The sequence below is a fragment of the Xenorhabdus santafensis genome, assembly GCF_033949405.1.
Classification (GTDB): domain Bacteria; phylum Pseudomonadota; class Gammaproteobacteria; order Enterobacterales; family Enterobacteriaceae; genus Xenorhabdus; species Xenorhabdus santafensis.
In genome coordinates this window covers 1-18,850 of the sequence record NZ_VCDN01000017.1, presented here as the reverse complement: position 1 = coordinate 18,850, position 18,850 = coordinate 1, and the positions used below count along the sequence as shown (strand labels likewise).

The 18,850-nt window shown below is 53.5% G+C and carries 24 protein-coding genes; all 24 read right to left on the bottom strand.

The window, feature by feature from the left end; genetic code table 11:
• The coding region (locus FE392_RS05075) for a TipJ family phage tail tip protein (RefSeq protein ID WP_439153464.1) at positions 1 to 2,751 on the bottom strand (2,751 nt) is incomplete at its 3' end.
• 6 nt (positions 2,752 to 2,757) lie between these two features.
• Positions 2,758 to 3,450 (bottom strand): tail assembly protein, encoded by a 693-nt coding sequence (locus FE392_RS05070; protein ID WP_319929150.1) that lies wholly within the window; start codon positions 3,448 to 3,450, stop codon positions 2,758 to 2,760.
• 54 nt (positions 3,451 to 3,504) lie between these two features.
• Positions 3,505 to 3,969 carry a hypothetical protein gene (locus FE392_RS05065; RefSeq protein WP_319929149.1) on the bottom strand — a complete coding sequence of 155 codons (465 nt, stop codon included), beginning with the start codon at positions 3,967 to 3,969 and terminating at the stop codon, positions 3,505 to 3,507.
• Positions 3,970 to 4,038: 69 nt separating this feature from the next.
• Positions 4,039 to 4,737 carry a C40 family peptidase gene (locus FE392_RS05060; RefSeq protein ID WP_319929148.1) on the bottom strand — a complete coding sequence of 233 codons (699 nt, stop codon included), beginning with the start codon at positions 4,735 to 4,737 and terminating at the stop codon, positions 4,039 to 4,041.
• The gene (locus tag FE392_RS05055; protein WP_319929147.1) at positions 4,737 to 5,489 is read right to left on the bottom strand and encodes a phage minor tail protein L; all 753 of its coding nucleotides are present in this window, start codon (positions 5,487 to 5,489) and stop codon (positions 4,737 to 4,739) included. The genes FE392_RS05060 and FE392_RS05055 overlap by 1 nt, the downstream gene beginning before the upstream one ends.
• Before the next feature lie 11 nt (positions 5,490 to 5,500).
• The gene (locus FE392_RS05050; protein ID WP_319929146.1) at positions 5,501 to 5,833 is read right to left on the bottom strand and encodes a phage tail protein; all 333 of its coding nucleotides are present in this window, start codon (positions 5,831 to 5,833) and stop codon (positions 5,501 to 5,503) included.
• Positions 5,833 to 9,261 carry a tape measure protein gene (locus tag FE392_RS05045; RefSeq protein WP_319929145.1) on the bottom strand — a complete coding sequence of 1,143 codons (3,429 nt, stop codon included), beginning with the start codon at positions 9,259 to 9,261 and terminating at the stop codon, positions 5,833 to 5,835. Before FE392_RS05045 ends, FE392_RS05050 begins: the two co-directional genes overlap by 1 nt.
• Positions 9,262 to 9,269: 8 nt before the next feature.
• Positions 9,270 to 9,548 carry a phage tail assembly protein T gene (locus FE392_RS05040; protein ID WP_439153463.1) on the bottom strand — a complete coding sequence of 93 codons (279 nt, stop codon included), beginning with the start codon at positions 9,546 to 9,548 and terminating at the stop codon, positions 9,270 to 9,272.
• The gene (locus FE392_RS05035; protein WP_319929144.1) at positions 9,545 to 9,922 is read right to left on the bottom strand and encodes a phage tail assembly chaperone; all 378 of its coding nucleotides are present in this window, start codon (positions 9,920 to 9,922) and stop codon (positions 9,545 to 9,547) included. Before FE392_RS05035 ends, FE392_RS05040 begins: the two co-directional genes overlap by 4 nt.
• A gap of 5 nt (positions 9,923 to 9,927) precedes the next feature.
• The gene (locus FE392_RS05030) at positions 9,928 to 10,392 is read right to left on the bottom strand and encodes a phage tail tube protein (protein ID WP_319929143.1); all 465 of its coding nucleotides are present in this window, start codon (positions 10,390 to 10,392) and stop codon (positions 9,928 to 9,930) included.
• 18 nt (positions 10,393 to 10,410) lie between these two features.
• A complete protein-coding gene (locus FE392_RS05025; RefSeq protein ID WP_319929142.1) occupies positions 10,411 to 10,746 on the bottom strand; it encodes a hypothetical protein in 336 nt (111 codons plus the stop codon).
• Positions 10,743 to 11,186 (bottom strand): HK97-gp10 family putative phage morphogenesis protein, encoded by a 444-nt coding sequence (locus FE392_RS05020; protein WP_319929141.1) that lies wholly within the window; start codon positions 11,184 to 11,186, stop codon positions 10,743 to 10,745. Before FE392_RS05020 ends, FE392_RS05025 begins: the two co-directional genes overlap by 4 nt.
• An 84-nt stretch (positions 11,187 to 11,270) precedes the next feature.
• Complete coding sequence (locus FE392_RS05015; protein ID WP_319929140.1) at positions 11,271 to 11,492, bottom strand: head-tail adaptor protein; 222 nt, start codon at positions 11,490 to 11,492, stop codon at positions 11,271 to 11,273.
• 10 nt (positions 11,493 to 11,502) lie between these two features.
• Positions 11,503 to 11,805: a head-tail connector protein gene (locus FE392_RS05010; RefSeq protein ID WP_319929139.1), complete on the bottom strand. Its 303-nt coding sequence runs from the start codon at positions 11,803 to 11,805 to the stop codon at positions 11,503 to 11,505.
• Positions 11,806 to 11,875: 70 nt separating this feature from the next.
• Positions 11,876 to 13,102, bottom strand: a complete 1,227-nt coding sequence (locus FE392_RS05005) for a phage major capsid protein (RefSeq protein WP_319929138.1) — start codon at positions 13,100 to 13,102, stop codon at positions 11,876 to 11,878.
• Between the two features lie 9 nt (positions 13,103 to 13,111).
• Positions 13,112 to 13,711 carry an HK97 family phage prohead protease gene (locus tag FE392_RS05000; RefSeq protein WP_319929137.1) on the bottom strand — a complete coding sequence of 200 codons (600 nt, stop codon included), beginning with the start codon at positions 13,709 to 13,711 and terminating at the stop codon, positions 13,112 to 13,114.
• Complete coding sequence (locus FE392_RS04995; RefSeq protein ID WP_319929136.1) at positions 13,704 to 14,927, bottom strand: phage portal protein; 1,224 nt, start codon at positions 14,925 to 14,927, stop codon at positions 13,704 to 13,706. The genes FE392_RS05000 and FE392_RS04995 overlap by 8 nt, the downstream gene beginning before the upstream one ends.
• Positions 14,917 to 15,078 carry a hypothetical protein gene (locus tag FE392_RS04990; RefSeq protein WP_319929135.1) on the bottom strand — a complete coding sequence of 54 codons (162 nt, stop codon included), beginning with the start codon at positions 15,076 to 15,078 and terminating at the stop codon, positions 14,917 to 14,919. The genes FE392_RS04995 and FE392_RS04990 overlap by 11 nt, the downstream gene beginning before the upstream one ends.
• Positions 15,075 to 16,805: a terminase large subunit gene (locus FE392_RS04985; protein ID WP_319929134.1), complete on the bottom strand. Its 1,731-nt coding sequence runs from the start codon at positions 16,803 to 16,805 to the stop codon at positions 15,075 to 15,077. Before FE392_RS04985 ends, FE392_RS04990 begins: the two co-directional genes overlap by 4 nt.
• On the bottom strand, positions 16,802 to 17,296 hold the full coding sequence (locus tag FE392_RS04980; protein WP_319929133.1) for a phage terminase small subunit P27 family: 495 nt from the start codon (positions 17,294 to 17,296) through the stop codon (positions 16,802 to 16,804). The genes FE392_RS04985 and FE392_RS04980 overlap by 4 nt, the downstream gene beginning before the upstream one ends.
• A 171-nt stretch (positions 17,297 to 17,467) precedes the next feature.
• A complete protein-coding gene (locus FE392_RS04975) occupies positions 17,468 to 17,668 on the bottom strand; it encodes a hypothetical protein (protein WP_319929132.1) in 201 nt (66 codons plus the stop codon).
• Positions 17,665 to 18,015 carry an HNH endonuclease gene (locus FE392_RS04970; protein ID WP_319929131.1) on the bottom strand — a complete coding sequence of 117 codons (351 nt, stop codon included), beginning with the start codon at positions 18,013 to 18,015 and terminating at the stop codon, positions 17,665 to 17,667. The genes FE392_RS04975 and FE392_RS04970 overlap by 4 nt, the downstream gene beginning before the upstream one ends.
• Before the next feature lie 4 nt (positions 18,016 to 18,019).
• Positions 18,020 to 18,382, bottom strand: a complete 363-nt coding sequence (locus tag FE392_RS04965) for a phage tail tip fiber protein (protein ID WP_319929130.1) — start codon at positions 18,380 to 18,382, stop codon at positions 18,020 to 18,022.
• 32 nt (positions 18,383 to 18,414) lie between these two features.
• On the bottom strand, positions 18,415 to 18,747 hold the full coding sequence (locus tag FE392_RS04960; RefSeq protein WP_319929128.1) for a hypothetical protein: 333 nt from the start codon (positions 18,745 to 18,747) through the stop codon (positions 18,415 to 18,417).
• Between the last annotated feature and the right edge of the window lie 103 nt (positions 18,748 to 18,850).

Genomic DNA, 18,850 nt, shown 5'->3' with positions numbered 1-18,850 from the left:
AAGTGACGAGTCCAGTTTGTTCACCGATTTCTGATTTTCCATAATGGATGCACGGTTTTCCCCGACGCTGGATTTCACTTCCTTGAATGACTGCGCCCATGCTTCTTTTTCATCAGCAAACACGCGATCAAGCCGTTTGATTTCCGCCTTGTTCTCACCATCCCGCACCATTAATTCACGGGAATTCTCATAAATCGCAGCGCCATTGATCAGGTCGGCCTCTGCCAGATAACCCAGCTGATCTTCCAACCGCTTACCCGCCTGAGCCGTCATAAACTGGTCACCTGCCGCTTCTACTATCCAGTTCGTATCCGTTGACGATTCGCCCCGGATAAAGTCCGTCCACGGGGATTGATTGCCGGATTTGTCCACCAGCCGGGCACGGAAGTAAAAAGCCACCCCGGCCGCCAATCCCGGCATTGTATGCGTGCGTTGGGGGTAGGGAATGTCCGCCAATAACATCAGGCTTTCGCCGTCATTAGTCTGGCTGTACTGGATTTCGGTTTTCAGGGTGTCACTGGTGTTGGGGGCAAATCCCCAGTCCAACTGGATGCCGAAGAGTATCGGCGTAGCTTTAAAGCCCAAGGGAGCCGGCGGGTTGCCTTGCTTGCCCGTGATATTCACCTCACCCGAAGAGGCAAATAAACTCGGAATATCAAAGGCGTTGATGGCCTTGATGCGCGCCTGATACCTTCCCGAATAGGCGTTGGGGATTTCAAAACCCAGCGACGCCGTGCGGGGGATCGCAATCCAGTTGCCGCTGTCCTTGCGCCATTCCCCGACATAGGCGATCGCCCCTTCCGTTTCCGCCCATGAGATACGCACTGTGGTTGTGGAGATACCTTGCTGAACAAAGGAAAACCCTTCAAGCGTGACCGATTTTGGCGGTTGCTGAACACTGGCCGGAATAATGGAGATGGGCCGTTCATCAATCTGTGCCCCGGTGTCGATACGGTCATATTTGTCGGGATCGTGATGCAGTCCGTTAATTTCAAAGGTGCCGTCGTTGTTATCCTTGATACCCACAACGCGATATTGCTGAATAAATAAATCGTGGGCATCCACCGCCCAGCCCGACTCAGGGGCTGGTTGCTCACTGTAAGGCGTTGTTACGGTCACCACATTCTCACTCACTGCCTGCACCGTCCGGCCTTCTGATCTGCCTGTCGGTAAGTTAACCAGCAAGCGGTCACCCGCCTGCACGTCAGGCTTTCTATCCAGTGTGACATTGCGCCCTTCCGCCGACTGGATGCGCCCTCCGATAACGCGACCGGCCCTGTTTTTATGCGCCACGCCAATAATCTGACCCGGCATTGGAGTTTGCCCTTCCAGCCCCACACGAAATGAAATCATGCCATCCTGTGAGTTGGTCAGGATCGCCCATTTTCCCCGGCGTTGTGCCTCGCTTTGACGCGTGCAACCAATGGCGGCGATATCGATTTGGTTGATGCCATAGCGTTGGATTAAATCGTCATCCGACACCACCTCAACCTCATCATTGTAATGGTTGTCCGGATTTGACCAGCTCACCATGGCGACGGTGCCCCGATTGCGCTCGCTGCCGCCGCTGTAGACGAAATCGCCATTGATAACGCTGGCCTGCGTGAAAATGTATTTAATGTCGTCCGGCATATCAGCCATGGCAACGAACTGGTTCGCCCCCCAATAGACCGAACCACGGAATATTGCGCCAATGTCGGTCAGCACCTTATAGGCTTCCGCGCGGGACTGAATGTAAACATCGCAGGTAAAGCGCGGCTCCATACCGTTGCCCCCTTTGCCATCAGGGACAAGTTGGTCGCAATATTGCGCTACACGGTACAGTTCGGTTTCATCGATTTGGGTCTTGTCTATCTTGTCACCCAACCCGCACAAATCATTCAGCAGGATATCGTACAGTACCCACGCCGGGTTATTGCTGTGCGCCCATTTAAACGTGCCGTTCCAGATACCGCTGTAAGTGCGGTTAACCGGATCGTAATTAGACGGCACACGGATAATGCGTCCCTTGGGTTTGCAGGAAATCAGGGGAACATTGCCGTTGAACAACCGGGCATCGAATTCGACATACAGCAGCGCGGTATTGGGGTAGCGTAATTTGGCGTCAATAACCTCCGTGAACGCCATGATATTCATTTTATCGATGATACGTTCACTGGTGCTGTTGGGGGTTTTCCTGACTACCCGCACCGTCCAGCCGGATTTGGCATCAGGCAGGTTGATGCGATATGAACGCTCATACAATGTGGTCGTTTTGGCGTCGATGTGGGTATCAAAGATAGTCTGGTAGCTGCCGCCGTCCGTCGACAATTCAATGGTGTAATCGATGCGGTAGCCCACCGTATCATTGTTCTCTTTTAGCGACCTCAATGCTGGCCAACCAAGGCGGACACGAACAGCAGACAGTTTGGTATTGGCGATGTATTTCGTCCACGGCGTCCCGGCCTTGATTTCGGTATTCAAACGGATTTCATTCTCCGCCGCCGGCATGCCCTTGATGTATTCCTGATGCTGTGTACCGGGACGAAATTCAAAACTGACCCCGTCAAAATTCATGACGCCGTTGTCACCTTCCAAGGGGGTGCCATCCAAGTAGATGTCTTTTGCGGTGAGATGGTTAACAAATTCCCCTTCCCCCAGTGCCAATAAGAACCGTGCCTTGGCATTGGACTGGATGTTATCTGGCATCTCTACGGGCGTACGTCCGCCGCCACCGCCCCCTTTTGCCCCGGCTATGCTGTGTCTGAACATCGCACTTTACCCCCTTCGTTTTTCTTCTTCGGCCTTCCAGTCTTCAAACGGTTTCCCTTTGACTATCTCGCTGAAGTTGTATTTTCGTTGTTTCTCAATCTGCTCGGTCTGATACTGGTCTTCGGTGTAAACCCCGGCTGAGATGATAGCCCCGCCTATCTCGCGCGAGCCGTAGAGGATCGGCACCGGGTTGCCCTGAACGGTGGTGTTTACCGGGCCACCAAACGCATATGACGGTTTGTTTTCGGGGGATTCGCGCATGCCCAAGCCCGGCGGCTGAGGGGCAAGCATCTGAGAAACCCCGCCCAGCATCATGCCAACCCCTGACATCACCATGGGGGCGCCAAACGGGGTTGCCCATAAAAACGCCCCTGCAACCACCATTACCGCGCCTAAAATGGTCTGGAAGATACCCGCCTTTTTACTGCCGATGATCACCGGCATAATATGGATATCCCGGTCGCCCTTAGTCATATCTAGTTCGTCTTTGTGGTAGCTTCTGCCGCCGACAATGACCGAGAAGGTAATCCCTTGTTTGTGGGCGTTCAGCATGAAGGCTTCAAAACCTGGCACGAGTTTGCTCATGGCTCGGATAGCATGCAGGGCATCTCTGGCAGCATAGTCAAAGGTCTCGCCGAATTTCGTGGCGAGGACGCCATGCAGCCGAATAGTGCGAAGTGAGGGTTCTGTAAAAACCATATTTACCTCATAAAAAAACCCGCCGAAGCGGGTTGATATAAAATTAAATAATGTTTACTTGATATTTTCTTTATAGTAACTCAGAAATGACATTTTTTGAGATTCATTTAACTCAGAGGACAATCTATCTATTTCAGCTTGGAATGCATTCCTCGCAGACATAATAGATAGGTTTTTAGCTTCAACCTCTGCCATTAGGTTATTATATAACTTAGCTACATCCATTACCCTGTACTGGGCAACCATACCCCCTTTTTCTAATAAGTTGGTAGATTGCATTTTTCTAATTGTATCCAAATATACAGAACTTATTTCTGAATTACCTTTATCCCCAGATAATAAAGCTGTTTGAATTTTTAACTCTTGTAATATTTTTTTCTGAGTGTCCAGTAATTCATTTGCTCTACTTGCATATCGTATGATAAAGAAATTAATTGCAAGCCCAATAAGCGCAATGATAAGTAAAATAAAAAAAGGCCCTAACAATGAAAACCCAGAATCATCATAACTGTTGTACATAAATATCCTCAATTGATTTTATTTACAAAAAACAACCTTATCATTCGAAAAACAAAAATAAAATCATTACTATTTATTATAACGTAATATAATAATAGTCCTGTCTTTCCAATATCCACCGTAAGGGACTTTCTGGCTTAATTGCCCGTAAAGATGATGCAGCAATAAATTCCCCGCTACTAAAATTCCGGCATGGTTAACCACATCTGCCTGAACCTGCATAAGTAACACATCTCCTTCTTGCGGATCACCAACTACTTCAGTAAACCCTGCCTGTTCGAAATTATCCATATACAAATTTTCGCCTTGCTCCCACCACGGATAATTCACCCGGTAATCATGCAATTCAATACCGTGTTGCTGACGGTAATAGCTCATCACAAGGCCGTAGCAGTCATAAACCCCCAGCACGAACGGACGACCCACCAAGGGCAGTTCACCACGCGGGTAAATGGTTCTAAAATCCCCTTCCGGGTAGCTCACAATATGCCACGGCAACTCAGTAAAATCGCATTGAGCTTCATCCAAATCACTGGGCAGGGTTGTGGCGTCAGGATGGCTGTGGACAATGCCAATAATGGTTCCCCACTTTGCGGCTTCAAGGTAATCATGGGGGTCTAATTGGAACTGCTCAGTGGGATTGGGGGCGAGGTTTTTGCAGGGAAGATATTTTTCTACGCGGCCTTTCTGGGCTATCACCCCGCAGCATTCCTGCGGGTAGGCTTGTTTGGCATGCTCAAAGATAGCGGCCAATGTCTTTTCATGCATCACGATCTCCTGATCAGCGACGAGGCTGGAAATCCCCCGAAGGGTAAGGGTTCATCCTCGCCGTGCAAATACTTACAGGCCGTGACGGTGCCGGGACAGCGGTCTTTACTGGGATCGTCAGTCGGGTTGCCGTTGCTATCAATATATTTCGTCCCGGCGTAATCACAGCCTTTGCCGGTTCGATACCAACCCCGCGCACGCCATGTACATACCCCGTGAATTTGCCGCGTGGGGATCATTAATCCATCCAGTGATGCCGGACTGGCCAATTCAAAAACAACCGTCTTGTCTGTTTCGGCTGTTTTCCGGTTAATGTAAAACAAACTCTTCCGCTCTTGTTGCGGATCAGCGGTCGGGTTTCCCTCGGTGAAATTACGGGCATCCAGATAGTGGGCGAAGGTATCGTGAATAATCACTTTCGCCTGCACCATATCCTCAAACTGCAAGCAGAGCGCAGTAACCGTTCCCTCGATATTGGACACGGATAAACGGGGTCGGGCAGCCTGCCCGTCCGTGGACATTTCCAACCCCTCTATCTGGACAGGCCACGGTTTATATTCATCCCCCTGCCACCAGAGGGATTTGGGTCGCGGCTGGCTACCTGCTTTTTCCGCCGCCTCAATCTCTTCTTCGGTAACGGGCATACCATACGCATGAAAACGGAGTACCTCAGCCCCGAATTTTGTCCCGTCAATCTCATAGAGCCGGACGGTATTCCCGGCATCCAGCTTCTGTACGTCAGCAGTCAACATGTGGCTTTCCTTTATGGCGCGTTCGCCTCAATAAATTCGGTTGAAAGGGAATAGGTTTTGTAATCAATGGCCTGATATTTATAGCTTTCGCACCGAAACAAGCCCTTTTTCGCTAACGGTGGCCGCCAGATAAAGGCCTTGTGACCTTCATGCCGATCAAGGAAGGCGATAATGTCAGCGATGTGTTGTTCATTACCGATAAAATCCACGTTCCATTTCATCGACTTGGGGTTAATCCCCGCACCAGAGACTTGTTCATAACCATCGCCGAACTTCGCTTTTCGCAGAGCAAACTCGACATTTGAACTGGCATTCACGCGAGGCTGCCATGTAAAGGTTTCCATTATCGCCCTCCCCTTATCGCTTTGTTGATGACACCGCCCTGCCGTAAATCCTTGTCACGTTCTCTGAAGTAGACCTGAGCAACCGCCTGACCAAATTCCCGCCCGAAGGCCTGTTTATCACTGTTTGAGGACGTGCTTTCCGTTTTTCCATCCGTAATATAGACATTGATCTTGGTACCCCCTTTTCCACCGTCTTCCAGACCCTTAGGAGTAATGACACGCACGCCCAATGAACCATCAGCTCCTCGGGTCAGCGGCATAATCGCCTCTGCCCCCGCTTCTCCCATCAGCCCCGCCCCTTTCGAAAAGGCAAACAGGGTCGGTTGGTTGACAATCTGCCCGCTGTACTGGCTCAGGCTGGGAGAGTTGTAAACGCCGCCTTTGGCATTCTTGACGAACAGAGAGGCAAAACCCGCCCCCATGCCACCGCCGCCCATGGAGCCCAGTCCTTTCATGATGGTATTGGTAATCAAGGCCTGCGCGGCCATTTTGACCAGACTTTTCACCACGTCCTGCGCCAGAGAGGCGAACATTTCTGACATGCCTTCCCGAAGGGATTTACTCCCCGTTAGAAGTCCGGTCACCATGTTACCCATCCGTTCTTGGGTAGTTTCAAACATCGTCACCGCAAGCGACTGCAAATCGCCCTGACTGGCAAACACCTGCTTGGCGGCCTCGATGCGCTTGGCGTCCGTGTCACGTTCCGCAGCAAGGATCAACTCATTCTTGCGCTGCACACTGATAACCTGCGTTTCCTCATAGGTTTCGTACAGGGCTTTTTTGCGCGCCAGTTGGTTCTCCAAGTCCTGTATGGGGTCAACTTCGCCCCGCAGCACATCTTTGGCCGAAACGGCGGATTGTTGTTTGGCGTTGGTGTTACCCCTGACCTCCTCCTGCCAGATATCCCCCTTGCGGCGCTCGTACTCTTCCGGTGTCACCTGCTTACTTTTAAGCTGGCGCTCCAGTTGCTCACGGGCTTTTTTCGCCATCTCGGCGGTATTGCGGAAGGGATCGTTTGCAATGGCATCTTGCAGGTCTTGGTATTTTTGTTTGGCTTCTTCCAGTGTTCTGTTAAGCCGGCGGATTTCGTTGTTTTGTGCCTCAGTAAAATTTTTACCTGAGACCATGGAAGCCGCGAAGGCTTCGGCTGCGGTATTGCCTTCTCGGTAGCGGATCGCTTCGGTCGCCAGCTGCGTATTCAGTTCAGCGACTTTGTTCCGGTAATCCTCCACGACCTTAGCGGCTTTACGGGCGGCGCTCTCTGCCGCATTGCGGGCTTCCCGGGCATCGGATTCCCTTTTTCTCGCGGCCTCTTCGTTATCGTAGACCTGTATTCCCATTTTTATGTAGCTGTCTGCATAAGGCCCGGGCAGGTTGTTGTTTTTCGCATCCAACTCCAGTTGTTTTAGCTGCTTTTCCCTCCCTGAATATTTTGACAGCTCCAATCGGTCAATCTGCTTATCCATCATTGACGATTGAGATGAGGACAGCTCCGGGGCTTTCATAGAGTTAACCAACAGGTTAATGCGGTTAACGGCTGCCATGGCATTTGATGACACTGCGCCGATATTATTTGCGAAGGTGAGCGCACTGGCAGCAGCGGCATCCAGCTTATTCGCACCAATGGCAAATCGGTCATTAGCGCTATCTGCCAGAGAGGGCAGTTTGTTAAATTCAGCTATAATTCTCTCTGTTGAATATTGGCTGTTTTGGCTAGCTGCAAGGGTTTCCTCTACTTTCGATTTAAGGTTTTCTTGCAAGGCTGCCAGTGTTTCATTCAGTTCGAGGCTTTTCGCTTCTTTCTCGTTTATTTTTTCCTTCAACACGAGAATGGCTTGCTCAGTAGCTGCAGCTGTACCTTTAAAATATGCGGTGCTTCCTCCTCTATATCGACGAGCCTGACTCTCTGAATTCGCTAAAAACTTTGCATCTATAAGTTGCGATTCCTTAACTCTTAGATCTGTTTTTAACGCATCTAGCTCGCCCCCAAGGGCTTTAATGGAGTTTTTTATCTTATTGGTTTCTTCATCCAATTGAATGAGTGATAAAGTCTCTAACTTATCCTTAATAGTATCGACAGTATTCGCATACTCTAATGCTTCCAAGTTGGCCTGTTTGTGGTTCTGATACAGCATATAAGCCGCACCAGCGCCCAGCATGAGCAAACCAGGCACACCACCGAAGAAACCTAAAAAGCCGGAGGCCAGTCGAGAACCCGCTGATGTGACGTTGTTCAATGCAGTCTGCGCAGCAGTGCGGGCAGCAATATTGCGAGTCAGTGTGGCTTGAGACGCAGCCAGCCGCTTTTCTGCCGCCGCCTGCCCATCCGTGTTCTTTGCGGCAATAGCCGCCTGTTGGGCACGGTAAACACTGGCACGGGAGCGGGCAACGGCAATCTGTGTGCCCCTGACCTGCGCATCTGCCAGAGCCACCTCAGCCCGGTAGGCCTGAAACACCCCACGAGCGGAATGAATGGCTCCGTTTGTCACTCCACCGAAAAAACGGGCTGCACCAACCGCCGCTAACGCCCCCAGTCCCACCGCAAGGGTATCAATGTTTCTCGACACCGAATCCAGTGCACCCGACAGTACCTTGGTGGTTGCTGTGGATTGGTTAACATCCCCGACCCACTGCATAAAGGCGTTCTGTACGCGTGTCATGGACTTTTCGACCGTCGCGCCCATTGAGCCGTATTCGTCCTGCAATTGCCCCAACTGACTCAATAAGGCCGGGATCACCTTGTCCATGGTCAGCAGGCCGTCGTTTGCCATACCCTTGAGTTGGGTGCGGGCAACGCCCATGCCGTCCGCCAGTGCCTGAATCAAGCGTCCGCCGTTTTCCGCCATCGCGTTGAATTCCTCGCCCCGCAATACCCCTGACGACATGGCTTGCGAGAACTGGATCAACACCGAACTGGACTCTGCCGCACTGGCCCCGGAAATTTTCAGCCCGGTCGCCAGTGTCTCGGTCATGTTCACAATGTCTTGCGAGGCATATTTAAGCGCCCGCATCGGGGCGGCTGAGCGGGCGAATACGGTGGCATTGGCCTCAAATGAGGTGCCGGTTTTCTGGCTCATTTCCATCAGCAATCGCTGACTGTGGGTCAAGTCCGTTGTGGAAGCCGTCGCCAGTTTCAGGCGGGAGTTGAGCAGCGTCCACTTGTCCGCCGTTTCCACCAGTTTGCTGGTCGCGAAGATACCCGCAAACGATCCCGCCATGCCCAGGGCAGACGCCTTCACAGAAACCAGTTGATTGTTCAGGTCACGCAGGGCGGCGGTACTGCCCCGGGCGGCGGCGGTCGCACTCCGGTTGCCATTTTCCATCACCCGATGGTAGTTTTCCCCCAATCGGGCAGCCCGGGCAATTTCCGCCTGATACGAGCTGGAATTCGCCGAGATTTTGATAACTAATTCACGTAATTTTGACACGGTATCCCCTATGCCAGATTAGCAAAAAATTGTTCGAAGTCGTCCCGCGCTGCTTCGTCTGAATTTCCCCATTGCAGCAGTGCTTCATTCAGGCTGATTTTGACGCCCTGCGATTGATACACCGCCGCCGCCACCTGTGCGGCCTGAATATCGCCCCGTCGGTCACTGAGGGGGTTTTCGCGATCAAAGGCCATCCACAGCATCAGCTCGCTGGCACTCAGACTGCCCTGCAACTCAGCAACGGTTTTCCCCAGCCGCAGGGCGAGTGTCAGCAGAAAGCCGGTCAATGGGGTGCTGACTTTTTTTCCGCCTCGTCACTGTCCGTCACCAAGCTGAGTGCCTGATGCAGCAAACGGGCATGCACGGGGCCATAGATACTCATGACTTCTTCCGTATCGTCGGGTGTGAAAGCCAGATCGCCGTTTTCATCACACAACACATCAATAAACAGCACGACATCGGCGCGGGTATTGCGCAGCACCACCTCTTCGGTGGACAGTTTCTCGTCTTCCTCTGCCGGGCGGGTGATTTCATTCCAGCGTACCCATGCCCCCGCCGAGGGTTCACGCAGGATAACCGTGCTGTTGTCCCATTCGGTCACGGTGACGGTTTTGGTACGGAAGCCCAATTTAGGGGTCAGGGCTAATTGGCGAATATTCATGCTGATTATCCTTTTTGTATTTCAGTTTTCGGTTTTTTCGCCAAGGGCACGGGGCGGCCTTTCATGCGCAGGGTAAAGGTGGCATTGACGATGCCGTTGGCAGCGGCTTGCCATGATTCCTGCCGCACTTCGGCCAAGAAGGTGTAGCCGTGGCCGCTGGGGAATTGGACGCGGAAGGCGTAAGCCTGATCGGTATTGTAAGCAAGACGTAAAATGTCCTGCCCTTCCTCTTCGGCCGTCCAGTGCCCGGACAGGGTGATCTCCGCCGGGGCTGCTAAGCCGTTAATCATCTCCTGTTCACGCGAGCCGAGTGTGGTCACTTCAATGTCGGATTTCTGCCCGCCCGTGTAGTTGATTTCTTTGACGGAAGTGTCAATCTGCACCCATTTAATCAGGGTGCTTGTTGCATCAGTTGCCGCGTCGGCGGAAACCGATAACGACGTTTCAAGGGTTCTTTCAAACTTAGCCATGTTATGTCTCCGGCTGGGTTAGGTGTAGATTTTGCAGGTCAGGGAAGCGCGATAGAGTTCGGTGTCATCCTCAAAACTGTTCTCGTGCTCCAACTCAAAAGGGGCGAGCGATTTGAGGGCATGGAAGGCGTCTTCCCCAATCTGCTCGGCACGCTCAAGGGTGGTCGCGTAGGCATCAATCTGGATGCGGGTCATTTTCACGGATGGCCCGCTCAATACATCGGTGGTTAGGCTATACGTGGAAAACACGCACCACGGCGAGGGCGCTTCCCGCTCGGTAAACGGGATTAAATAGGGGAAGACCCGTCCGGGCAGCACCGGATCAAGTAACTTAAACAGGTCACCGTCTTTCATTTTGCCAGCACCCCGTCAATGGCTTTCAGGGCTGCCGCAAAGACCGCCTCGGCGGCCTCATCAGCCTTGGCCTCAAAGGCCGGATCAATAAACGGTCTGGCCGCCATCTTGGAGGTGCCTTTCTCCAGAAAGCGCCAGTAATACGCGTTTCTGGGGTCGTTTTTCTTCATCCGGGTATCACTGTTCGTGCCGGATTGGTTCGATCCCCGCACCGACACCCCGGCTGAAATGGTGCCATCCCGCCCCAGTCTGCGATTGCTCGCGATGATGTTTTTCCGGAGTTTGCCCGTCCTGACCGGGGCACGACTTCGGGTCTCGTCACGCAGGACTTTAGCCCCGGCATAAGTACCCTGGCGCAAAACTTTGTTGCTTTCGGCTTTGCTGAGCAGTTCTAAGTCCCGAGAAAGATCTTTCAGTGCGGAAAAGTCCACGGTGCTCATTGTTTCACTCCTTCCTGACACAGCAGCTCTAACAGGGTCAGCTTGTTATCCGGCATCACCGCCTGAATCCGGTAGGTTTTACCCTTAAAGATAACCGTCATGCCCGCGTCGATAGCGTACCCAGAACCGGACGACACTTTCAGACAGCACCGCCTTGGACGCCACCAGATCACGGCCACTGATAAATTTGGCTTCCGCCCAGACCGTGGCCACGGTATAGCGTTCTTTCGCCACGCCGCCTGAGGGGGTGCGTTGGGTGCGAACGCCCTGAATGGTGACGCGATGGCGCAATCGGCCTGCTTTCATAAACAATCTCCTACAAGGGAATAAAACGGTAGGGCTCCAGCAACGCCTTGAACCCTGCCGGGATTGACTGGGCTTCCCGGTTTTCGTACCAGTATCCCACCGTCAGCATGATGGCTAACGTGACGTCTTCAGTGACCAGCAGCCCGTCGGGATCGGTCTCCGGTACGTCGGCTTCATACAGACGGCGGTTCAGGTAGTTTTCGGCCCGTTTGATGGCGGCGCGGGCGTACGTACTCAACAACGCGTCTTCGCCGTCATCGTCATTGTCGATGCGGCATTGTTGCTTCAGTTGTTCCAGCGTGGGGAAAGACACAATACCTCCTGAAACCCTGCGACCCTCACAGATCGCAGGCACAAAAAAACCGCTTTACGCGGCATGGGGATTATCCCACGGATGGCGCGCCCTTACCGACCAGCGCCTTGATGGCGGCCACATCTTCCAGCACACAGTCAAAACGGTGGAAGGCCAGAAAGGCCACCTGATCGTACTCTGCGTAACGCTCGACAAGGCGTTTCAGTGTCATATACGCAACACGACGGACAATGAAGCGGTTGAAGTCACCGCAGTAGATGAATTTTTTGCCCGCGCCCATGTCAGCAATCGCCTGATCAATCACGTAAGGGACACCAAGCACCGTCGAGGGCACCACCCCCGCAATGGCCGGCAGCCACAACGGACGGTTTTGGGCGTCTTCCATTTCCGTGATGACCTTCAGCGTGCTGTCATTGAAGGCCCAACGGAACGTACCGGCATTGCGGTAGGCCGGGTCAATCGCGTGCTTCAGGGCGTTCATGTCTTTCCAACTGAACTTGGCCGCCGCGTCTAGGGTGCCGGTGACGGACGTTTCCAATCCCTTCGGTTGTTGCGGACTGCCCTTGCCGGTGCCTTTCACCAGATACTTGGCTTCCCCGCGCCCGATACGCTCACCAATGCGTTTCGCCAGATAGGCTTCCATGTCGATGCCCGAATCCTGTAACAGCTCGTTGGAGACCCGGATAATCTTCGAGGACAGCTTCTTCGCCCCCAGCGACTCGGTGCCGAATTCGGTGTCTTCTTCACTGGCCGCCGCGTTTTCACCCAGCAATTCACCCTCTTCGGCGGTGCCGTCCGCCGTGGCCCATTCAATGGTCTGTCCGGTCGCGGTGCTGAGAATTTGCGCCACGCTGGCAATGCCGCCGTAGGCTTTCATCGACTCCACCACCTTGTTCAGCATCTGTTTGGGCACGGTGTAACCGCCTTTCTCGTCCGGCGTGGTGCCTTGCGCCCGCAGTTCCCGCAACGCCTGACGTTCTTCAGACGACATCTCCCCCAGCCCATGACGCAGGAACTTGTCAAAGGCTGCGGCACGACGGGCGTGCTGCTCGGTTTCCGGTTGGGCGGCAGGGTGGTTGCGTTGCTCCTGCTCCTGTTCCTCCACCAGTTGCTGATCCAGATTGCGCAGGTCTTCCTCACGCTGGATGTGGGTATCGATGCCGTCCAGCTCAGTCTTGGCCTTGTGCCATTCGGTGCGTTGTTCTTCCGTCCAGGCCGTGTCCCCGATGGTATCGTGCAGGGTGCGCATCTGGGCGGCAATGGTGTTACGGCGTTGTTTCAGTTCGTGCAATTTCATGCGTCTCTCCTAGAGATTCAATAAGGTCAATAGCCGCTCTCGGGCCTGTTTTTGGTTAATCGCCTGCTGGAGTGCCCCGCTGTCCCGGGCCTCCTTCCACGCACTCAGGGAGCGCACGGCGGAATCGGCTTCCTGATAGGCGGGGTACGTCACCGGGGACACGTCATACAGCCGGGAAAAACGGCTGATTTCCCGAATGACAATCCCTTCCTCGTCTTCGTACCACTCTTCGCCGTCACGGGCGATACGGAACGCAAACGACGACTGGGTGATGTCCCCCCGCTGCATCGGGGCCAGCACCAAATCGCGGATGGTCTGGGTATCCGGGGCGGTAATGTTATAACGCAGCCCCTTGTCGTCCACCGACAGGGATAAAGTGCCGGATGTGCTGCGCCCCAGAATAAAGTTGGGGTCATGGTTAAACAGGCCCCGCACATCATCATTGAGCACCTCGTCAAAGGCACCGGGCTTGATGATTTCGCGAAAGCCCCACAGGGGTTCAGAGCGGCTGTCAAACACCGAGCCGTAACCGACAATGCGCGTCGGCTGGTTCTCCTGTGTGTCAGCCCGCACCTCACCGGGGTAACAGCGCAGTTCTCTGTCACGCATCGGGGTTATCCTCATGTTCAGGGTTAGGGGTTGGGTTAATCAGGTTGGCGGCGTTGACACTGACCAGCATCTCATCCAGTCCGTCCACCGGGTTCATGTCTTCAAAGGCGCGGGCTTCGTTGCGGCTCATCCAACCGTCGGTAATGGCAAAATGATAGAAATCTGCCCGCTCTTTCGGGGTGCCGCGCAGTAAGCCCGCCAAGTTAAACCGGACATAAAAACCGGCCTGTCGCTCCTGCCGGGTAAACAGACGGCGGTTCAATTCCTGTTCCCAGTTGGTGACCCACGGCATCACGGTATGGCGGACAAACTGGATGGATTGCTCACTGATATTGGAATAGGTCGCTTTCTCCAAATCATTAATCATGTGGGCCGGCACATTGAAAAGACTGGCAATCATGGAACGGTTAAGTTTCAGCATGTCAATCAATTGCGCATCCACCGGCGAAACGGTCAGGGCGTGGTAATCCAAATCAGCCGGCAGCAACAAGGTCTTGTTTTCCTCACGACGCAGCGCCGCCGACGCATTTCGCCACATCTGCTTGAGCCGTTCCCAGCCCTTTTCAGCCACCTCGCCCTTCACCGACACAATCCCGGCCGGACGGGCGTTACCGCCAAAAAAAGCACTGGTGTACTTCTGCCCGCTCATGCCCATGCCGATGGTTTCCGCGTGTTGCAGGATGGGGCTTAAGCCCAGTTTGCGGTTATTGCCCAGCGCCCGCAGGTGGATCATATCGTCGGGGCTGATGGCAAAACTGCCGTCTTCGTTGTAGACGCCGTAGGTGTAACGGCTCCCCGTCTTTAACAGGGTGGTTTCCCACGGCATACAGGCGTCCAGTTCGATGACCTCGCCCCGGCGGTTGCGCTTCACCCACGTGTAACCATTGCCCCAGCCGAGGACATGGCGCTGTTTCAGCTCCCGCCATTTGTAACTGGTCTGCCAGCCGTTCGGTTCATCATGTATCAGAGAGAACACCGGGTGATCCCGCGCCATCTCAACCGTTTTCCCGCTCTTGCGCATCACATGCAGCGGCATCTGGGCAACCGACGAGGACAACACATAAATACAGGCATACACCGCCGCCAGTTTCATCGACGTTTCGGGGCTGACATACACGTCCGCACTGAACAGGCCGTCATGCTCGGCGGCGTCTGCCGTCAATGGGACTTGGGGGTTTTCCAGCGGTTCGCTGCGAAACAGGGCATCAAGCAACATATTGCCTCCTTCGGGCGACCGCCAGTGCGTAGGTCATCAACAAAACACCGCCAATGATTAGGGTGTTTGCCAGCCCGTATTTCAGGTAACAGCCCGCCAGCACCGCCCCGGCACCGGTCAGGGCAGTGATATCAATCAGTAAATTTTTCATAGGAATAACAGGTCATCCGGGTCGAGGTGGGAAAGAAAATCGGGTTCTTCGTGCAAGATGGCTCGCCCCATCGCCATAATCAGGGCCACCGCCCCATCAATTTTGCTGTCCTTCTGCTCCTTGACGGGGCGCACAATGTCATCATTGCCGCCCATTGTTTTGCCCACCACATTCCCCATACACCAAGACAGTATCGGGTGGCCGTCATGGTGAAAGCGACCGGACTGGATGGCGGCCTCCAGCTCTTTCATCGGGTCACTCATATTGGTAAAGTTCTGGGTAATGATGATGGGATTAATCCCTTCGTCAGCCAGTTCATGGGACAAACCGGTCGCCCCGAACGGGTCAATCGGGGCCTCACTGACCGGGTTCAGGTGGCAGGCCCGTTTAGCTTCTTCAAGAATGTAGCGGTAATCCACTTCGGCCCCTTCCGTTACCGTCAACAGACCCATTTCCACCCATTTCTGAAACCGTTCTGCTGTACGGCGATTCTCGTTCTGCTCCACACTGTACACCGTGTCATACGGCACCCAGAAACGCGGGGCAACGCTGTAAAAATGCCGCTTGCCGTCAATCTCGCGCACAAACAATCGGGCCATGTTGTTCATGTCCAGCTTGCGGGCAAGGTCAAAGGCCAGAAAGCAGGGTTGCCCCTCGAATTGTTCCAGCGTAAGTGTGGTGTCTTCGCACTGCTTCCAGCTCACCATATTGAAGTACGCTTCGCGGGCGGAGACCCAGATATTCAAGTGCTTGGTTTTAAAGACACTGGCTAAGCGCGGGCTATTCAGGGCGCGTTGTTGCTGGCTGAGCAAGAAATCCGCATACACGGAGACACCCATATTCGGATTGGCTTTGCGCAACACATCCGGGGACGTCCAGTCATCCCCGTCATCCACGGTATAAATCACCCCGAACAGCTCGTCATTGGGGACATTGCCGGACAGCATTTCAATCAGTTCCCGACGTTTGTCGTAACACGGCCCTTCAATGTTGTAACCGGCGGTGGTAATGGCCCACATCAGCGGCTGACGCCGTGCCCCCATCCCCGTCAGCATGGTGGTGTACAGGTCATCGGTATCATGCTCATGGTATTCGTCCACAATCGCGCAACTGGGGGACTGCCCGTCACCGGGGTTACCAATCAGCGGCTCGAACCGTGCCCCATCTGCCGGGCGATTCAGGTTGGAGGCATTAACCTCAATACCGAACGCCTCCGTCAGCATCGGGGTGCGTTTACACATCAGCCGTGCTGGGCGGAACACTTCCCACGCCTGCTTTTCCGTCGTGGCACCGGAATAGACTTCCGCCCCGAATTCACCGTCGCAGGTGAAACAATACAACGCAACGCCCGCAGATATCGCTGACTTGCCATTCTTGCGGGGGATTTCCGTGTACACTTCCCGAAAGCGGCGTAACCGGCTGCCCTTATGCACCCAGCCAAAGACCGCGCAGACAATAAACAGTTGCCACGGCTCCAGCGTGATCGGCATCCGTTTAAATGCCCATTCCCCTTTGGTGTGCGGCAGCAACTGAATAAATTTGGCGGCCTGTTCGGCTAAGTCCTTATCAAAACGGTATTTGAATGCCTTGCCCTTCTCTTGCGTTAAATCATCCAGATGACGCTGACAGGCCGCCTTGACATAGCCCCCAGCATCAATTTTGCCCCGCACCACATCCCGGGCGTATTGATTGGCCGCATTGACATTCAAGTAGGATTTACGGCTCATGATGAAATCATCCTCATAAACGGGTTGTCCGTTTTGGCCTGTCCGGCGGCCCCAATCAAACGTTGGCGGCTGCTCGGATCTAACCCCAGCATCGAGCCGGTGGTGTCCATCTCAGACTGCTGCTCTTTCTTGGCAGTCAGTTCGGGGTTTTTAATGGGTCCACCGGTGGCCCCGGTGACGGTGTTGCCCTCCCGGGCAATGTTGATAACCGCCGTGCGCCAGAACTGGTAAGCCACGCACCAGCGTTCAAGTACCGCGAGATCCGTGACACAGAGTAAGCCTTGGGCGCACAACTCTTGGCTGGTCAGTTCCCACATCACCACGGCCAATGACAAACCGTTTTCCGCAAACCAATCCGGCGGGGACACGCCTGTCAGCGGTGTGAAGCTCGGTTCATCGCGGTTGAGCTTGCGCTTGCCCGGATTCCCGGCCAGTTCCTTTCGTGCCGTCGGCTTGGGGCGACGACCTGATCTGCCCGCCGTTCCAGCCATACTCAGAACCTCCATTCAGACAAAGGGATAAAAACCGGATGGCATACCGTCCGATTTAAAATTGATTTTTCGCGGGCATAAAAATTGACCTTAGGCGGCGGTCCTCTGGGGCGAGAGTGGCAGGGATTTGACCCGCCCCCACCCTCTCACTGATACTGTTTCACGTTGAAATTAGAGGTGAACGTCCATTCCATCGGCTATCTCATCCGTTACCGCAAAGGTGACCGTTAATGTGGGATGCACCTCATTGGCTTTAGTCTCCACAATCACATGCTGCTGATTAGACAACAGCAATCCATCGACACTTAAAACGTAACCTTTGAAGTGTCCCTGCCTAAACAAACGTGATAGTTTGACTTGTCTTTCATTCATCGTAATCGCTCCGTTGCGGTCTTACGTCTATGGCAGGCAAAGCACAATAATTCCAGATTCGAGAGTGCATCCGTCCCGCCATGGGCTTTCGGTATGATGTGGTCTACGGTGGTGCCGGTGACTGCCCGACCTGCCCGTAAGCATTGCTGGCATAAATGTTTGTCACGCTGTTTTACTTGTGTGCGTAGCGTGTCCCACTTGCTGCCATAGCCGCGTTCGTGTCGGCTCTTGCCTTGTTGGTGAGTTTGCCAGCCAGTGTGCAGGTGTTCAGTGCAGTAGCCTGAGCGGTCAGTGGTGGTCTTGGGGCAGCCTTGCTTGCGGCAGGCTCTGGGTATACGTGGCGGCATCGCATCACCACGTCGAGAACAGTCCGCCTCGCAGGCGCTCACGATTGACGAACTGCTGTAGTTCTTCGCGGATGAGTTGGCGGATGTGATCGTCAGAGGTCTTTATCTTGGGCTTACTTACAGTAGCCTCACTTATAATTGCCGTGCCCAGCGGAGCTGCTGAGTCCCAAACCTTAAATCTATCGGCAGAAATGCCTACCTGCGAACCTTTGTCTATGGCCAGTGCTATACCTGCACCATAATGCTGACCTTGGATGCGTTCCAATAATTCAGCAATGTGCTCCAGTTGTGACTCAAGCTGGTTTAAGGGTTCAGTGTTGCACTTGATATCTACAGTGATCGTGTGTGTTGCTGTACCTTGTGACATGTTTTGTTCTCCAAAAGAAAAAGCCACCAGTGTTAACTGATGGCATTTGGTGTGACGGGTTTAGCTTCTCTGGCGGGTAAGTTCAGCTTGATAGGTTGTTCACCAGCATCCAAGCTCCAGCAATTGAATTCATAGATGGCTTGCATCAGACTTCTGTCTACAGCCACAATATCGTTTATCAGTGAATGGGCAAAATCGATATCGAACTCTTCAACTTCAGGGGGTGGGAAACAGTACCCTTGCGCCAATCTTGACGCTTCTTCTTTCAATTTATGAACACACGTACCTCGCTGGGTGCGCAATGTGTCTATTCTTTCCCTTAGCACCTTACAACGTCCGATAGCTTCAAAGTTTAATATTGCCATGGTGACCTCTGTCTGTGTGGTTTACCCAATTTTGCTTTTCTGCATGGCAATCACAACTCCCTGAATCATGATGGCAATACAGGCCGTCTCTCCGGCTGTCACA

Excerpts from the sequence above, each read along its gene's own strand:
- FE392_RS05070 (WP_319929150.1), bottom strand. The coding sequence starts at position 3,450 with ATGGTTTTTACAGAACCCTCACTTCGCACTATTCGGCTGCATGGCGTC.
- FE392_RS05065 (WP_319929149.1), bottom strand. The coding sequence starts at position 3,969 with ATGTACAACAGTTATGATGATTCTGGGTTTTCATTGTTAGGGCCTTTT.
- FE392_RS05060 (WP_319929148.1), bottom strand. The coding sequence starts at position 4,737 with ATGCATGAAAAGACATTGGCCGCTATCTTTGAGCATGCCAAACAAGCC.
- FE392_RS05055 (WP_319929147.1), bottom strand. The coding sequence starts at position 5,489 with ATGTTGACTGCTGACGTACAGAAGCTGGATGCCGGGAATACCGTCCGG.
- FE392_RS05050 (WP_319929146.1), bottom strand. The coding sequence starts at position 5,833 with ATGGAAACCTTTACATGGCAGCCTCGCGTGAATGCCAGTTCAAATGTC.
- FE392_RS05035 (WP_319929144.1), bottom strand. The coding sequence starts at position 9,922 with ATGAATATTCGCCAATTAGCCCTGACCCCTAAATTGGGCTTCCGTACC.
- FE392_RS05030 (WP_319929143.1), bottom strand. The coding sequence starts at position 10,392 with ATGGCTAAGTTTGAAAGAACCCTTGAAACGTCGTTATCGGTTTCCGCC.
- FE392_RS05025 (WP_319929142.1), bottom strand. The coding sequence starts at position 10,746 with ATGAAAGACGGTGACCTGTTTAAGTTACTTGATCCGGTGCTGCCCGGA.
- FE392_RS05020 (WP_319929141.1), bottom strand. The coding sequence starts at position 11,186 with ATGAGCACCGTGGACTTTTCCGCACTGAAAGATCTTTCTCGGGACTTA.
- FE392_RS05015 (WP_319929140.1), bottom strand. The coding sequence starts at position 11,492 with ATGAAAGCAGGCCGATTGCGCCATCGCGTCACCATTCAGGGCGTTCGC.
- FE392_RS05005 (WP_319929138.1), bottom strand. The coding sequence starts at position 13,102 with ATGAAATTGCACGAACTGAAACAACGCCGTAACACCATTGCCGCCCAG.
- FE392_RS05000 (WP_319929137.1), bottom strand. The coding sequence starts at position 13,711 with ATGCGTGACAGAGAACTGCGCTGTTACCCCGGTGAGGTGCGGGCTGAC.
- FE392_RS04995 (WP_319929136.1), bottom strand. The coding sequence starts at position 14,927 with ATGTTGCTTGATGCCCTGTTTCGCAGCGAACCGCTGGAAAACCCCCAA.
- FE392_RS04990 (WP_319929135.1), bottom strand. The coding sequence starts at position 15,078 with ATGAAAAATTTACTGATTGATATCACTGCCCTGACCGGTGCCGGGGCG.
- FE392_RS04985 (WP_319929134.1), bottom strand. The coding sequence starts at position 16,805 with ATGAGCCGTAAATCCTACTTGAATGTCAATGCGGCCAATCAATACGCC.
- FE392_RS04980 (WP_319929133.1), bottom strand. The coding sequence starts at position 17,296 with ATGGCTGGAACGGCGGGCAGATCAGGTCGTCGCCCCAAGCCGACGGCA.
- FE392_RS04975 (WP_319929132.1), bottom strand. The coding sequence starts at position 17,668 with ATGAATGAAAGACAAGTCAAACTATCACGTTTGTTTAGGCAGGGACAC.
- FE392_RS04970 (WP_319929131.1), bottom strand. The coding sequence starts at position 18,015 with ATGCCGCCACGTATACCCAGAGCCTGCCGCAAGCAAGGCTGCCCCAAG.
- FE392_RS04965 (WP_319929130.1), bottom strand. The coding sequence starts at position 18,382 with ATGTCACAAGGTACAGCAACACACACGATCACTGTAGATATCAAGTGC.
- FE392_RS04960 (WP_319929128.1), bottom strand. The coding sequence starts at position 18,747 with ATGGCAATATTAAACTTTGAAGCTATCGGACGTTGTAAGGTGCTAAGG.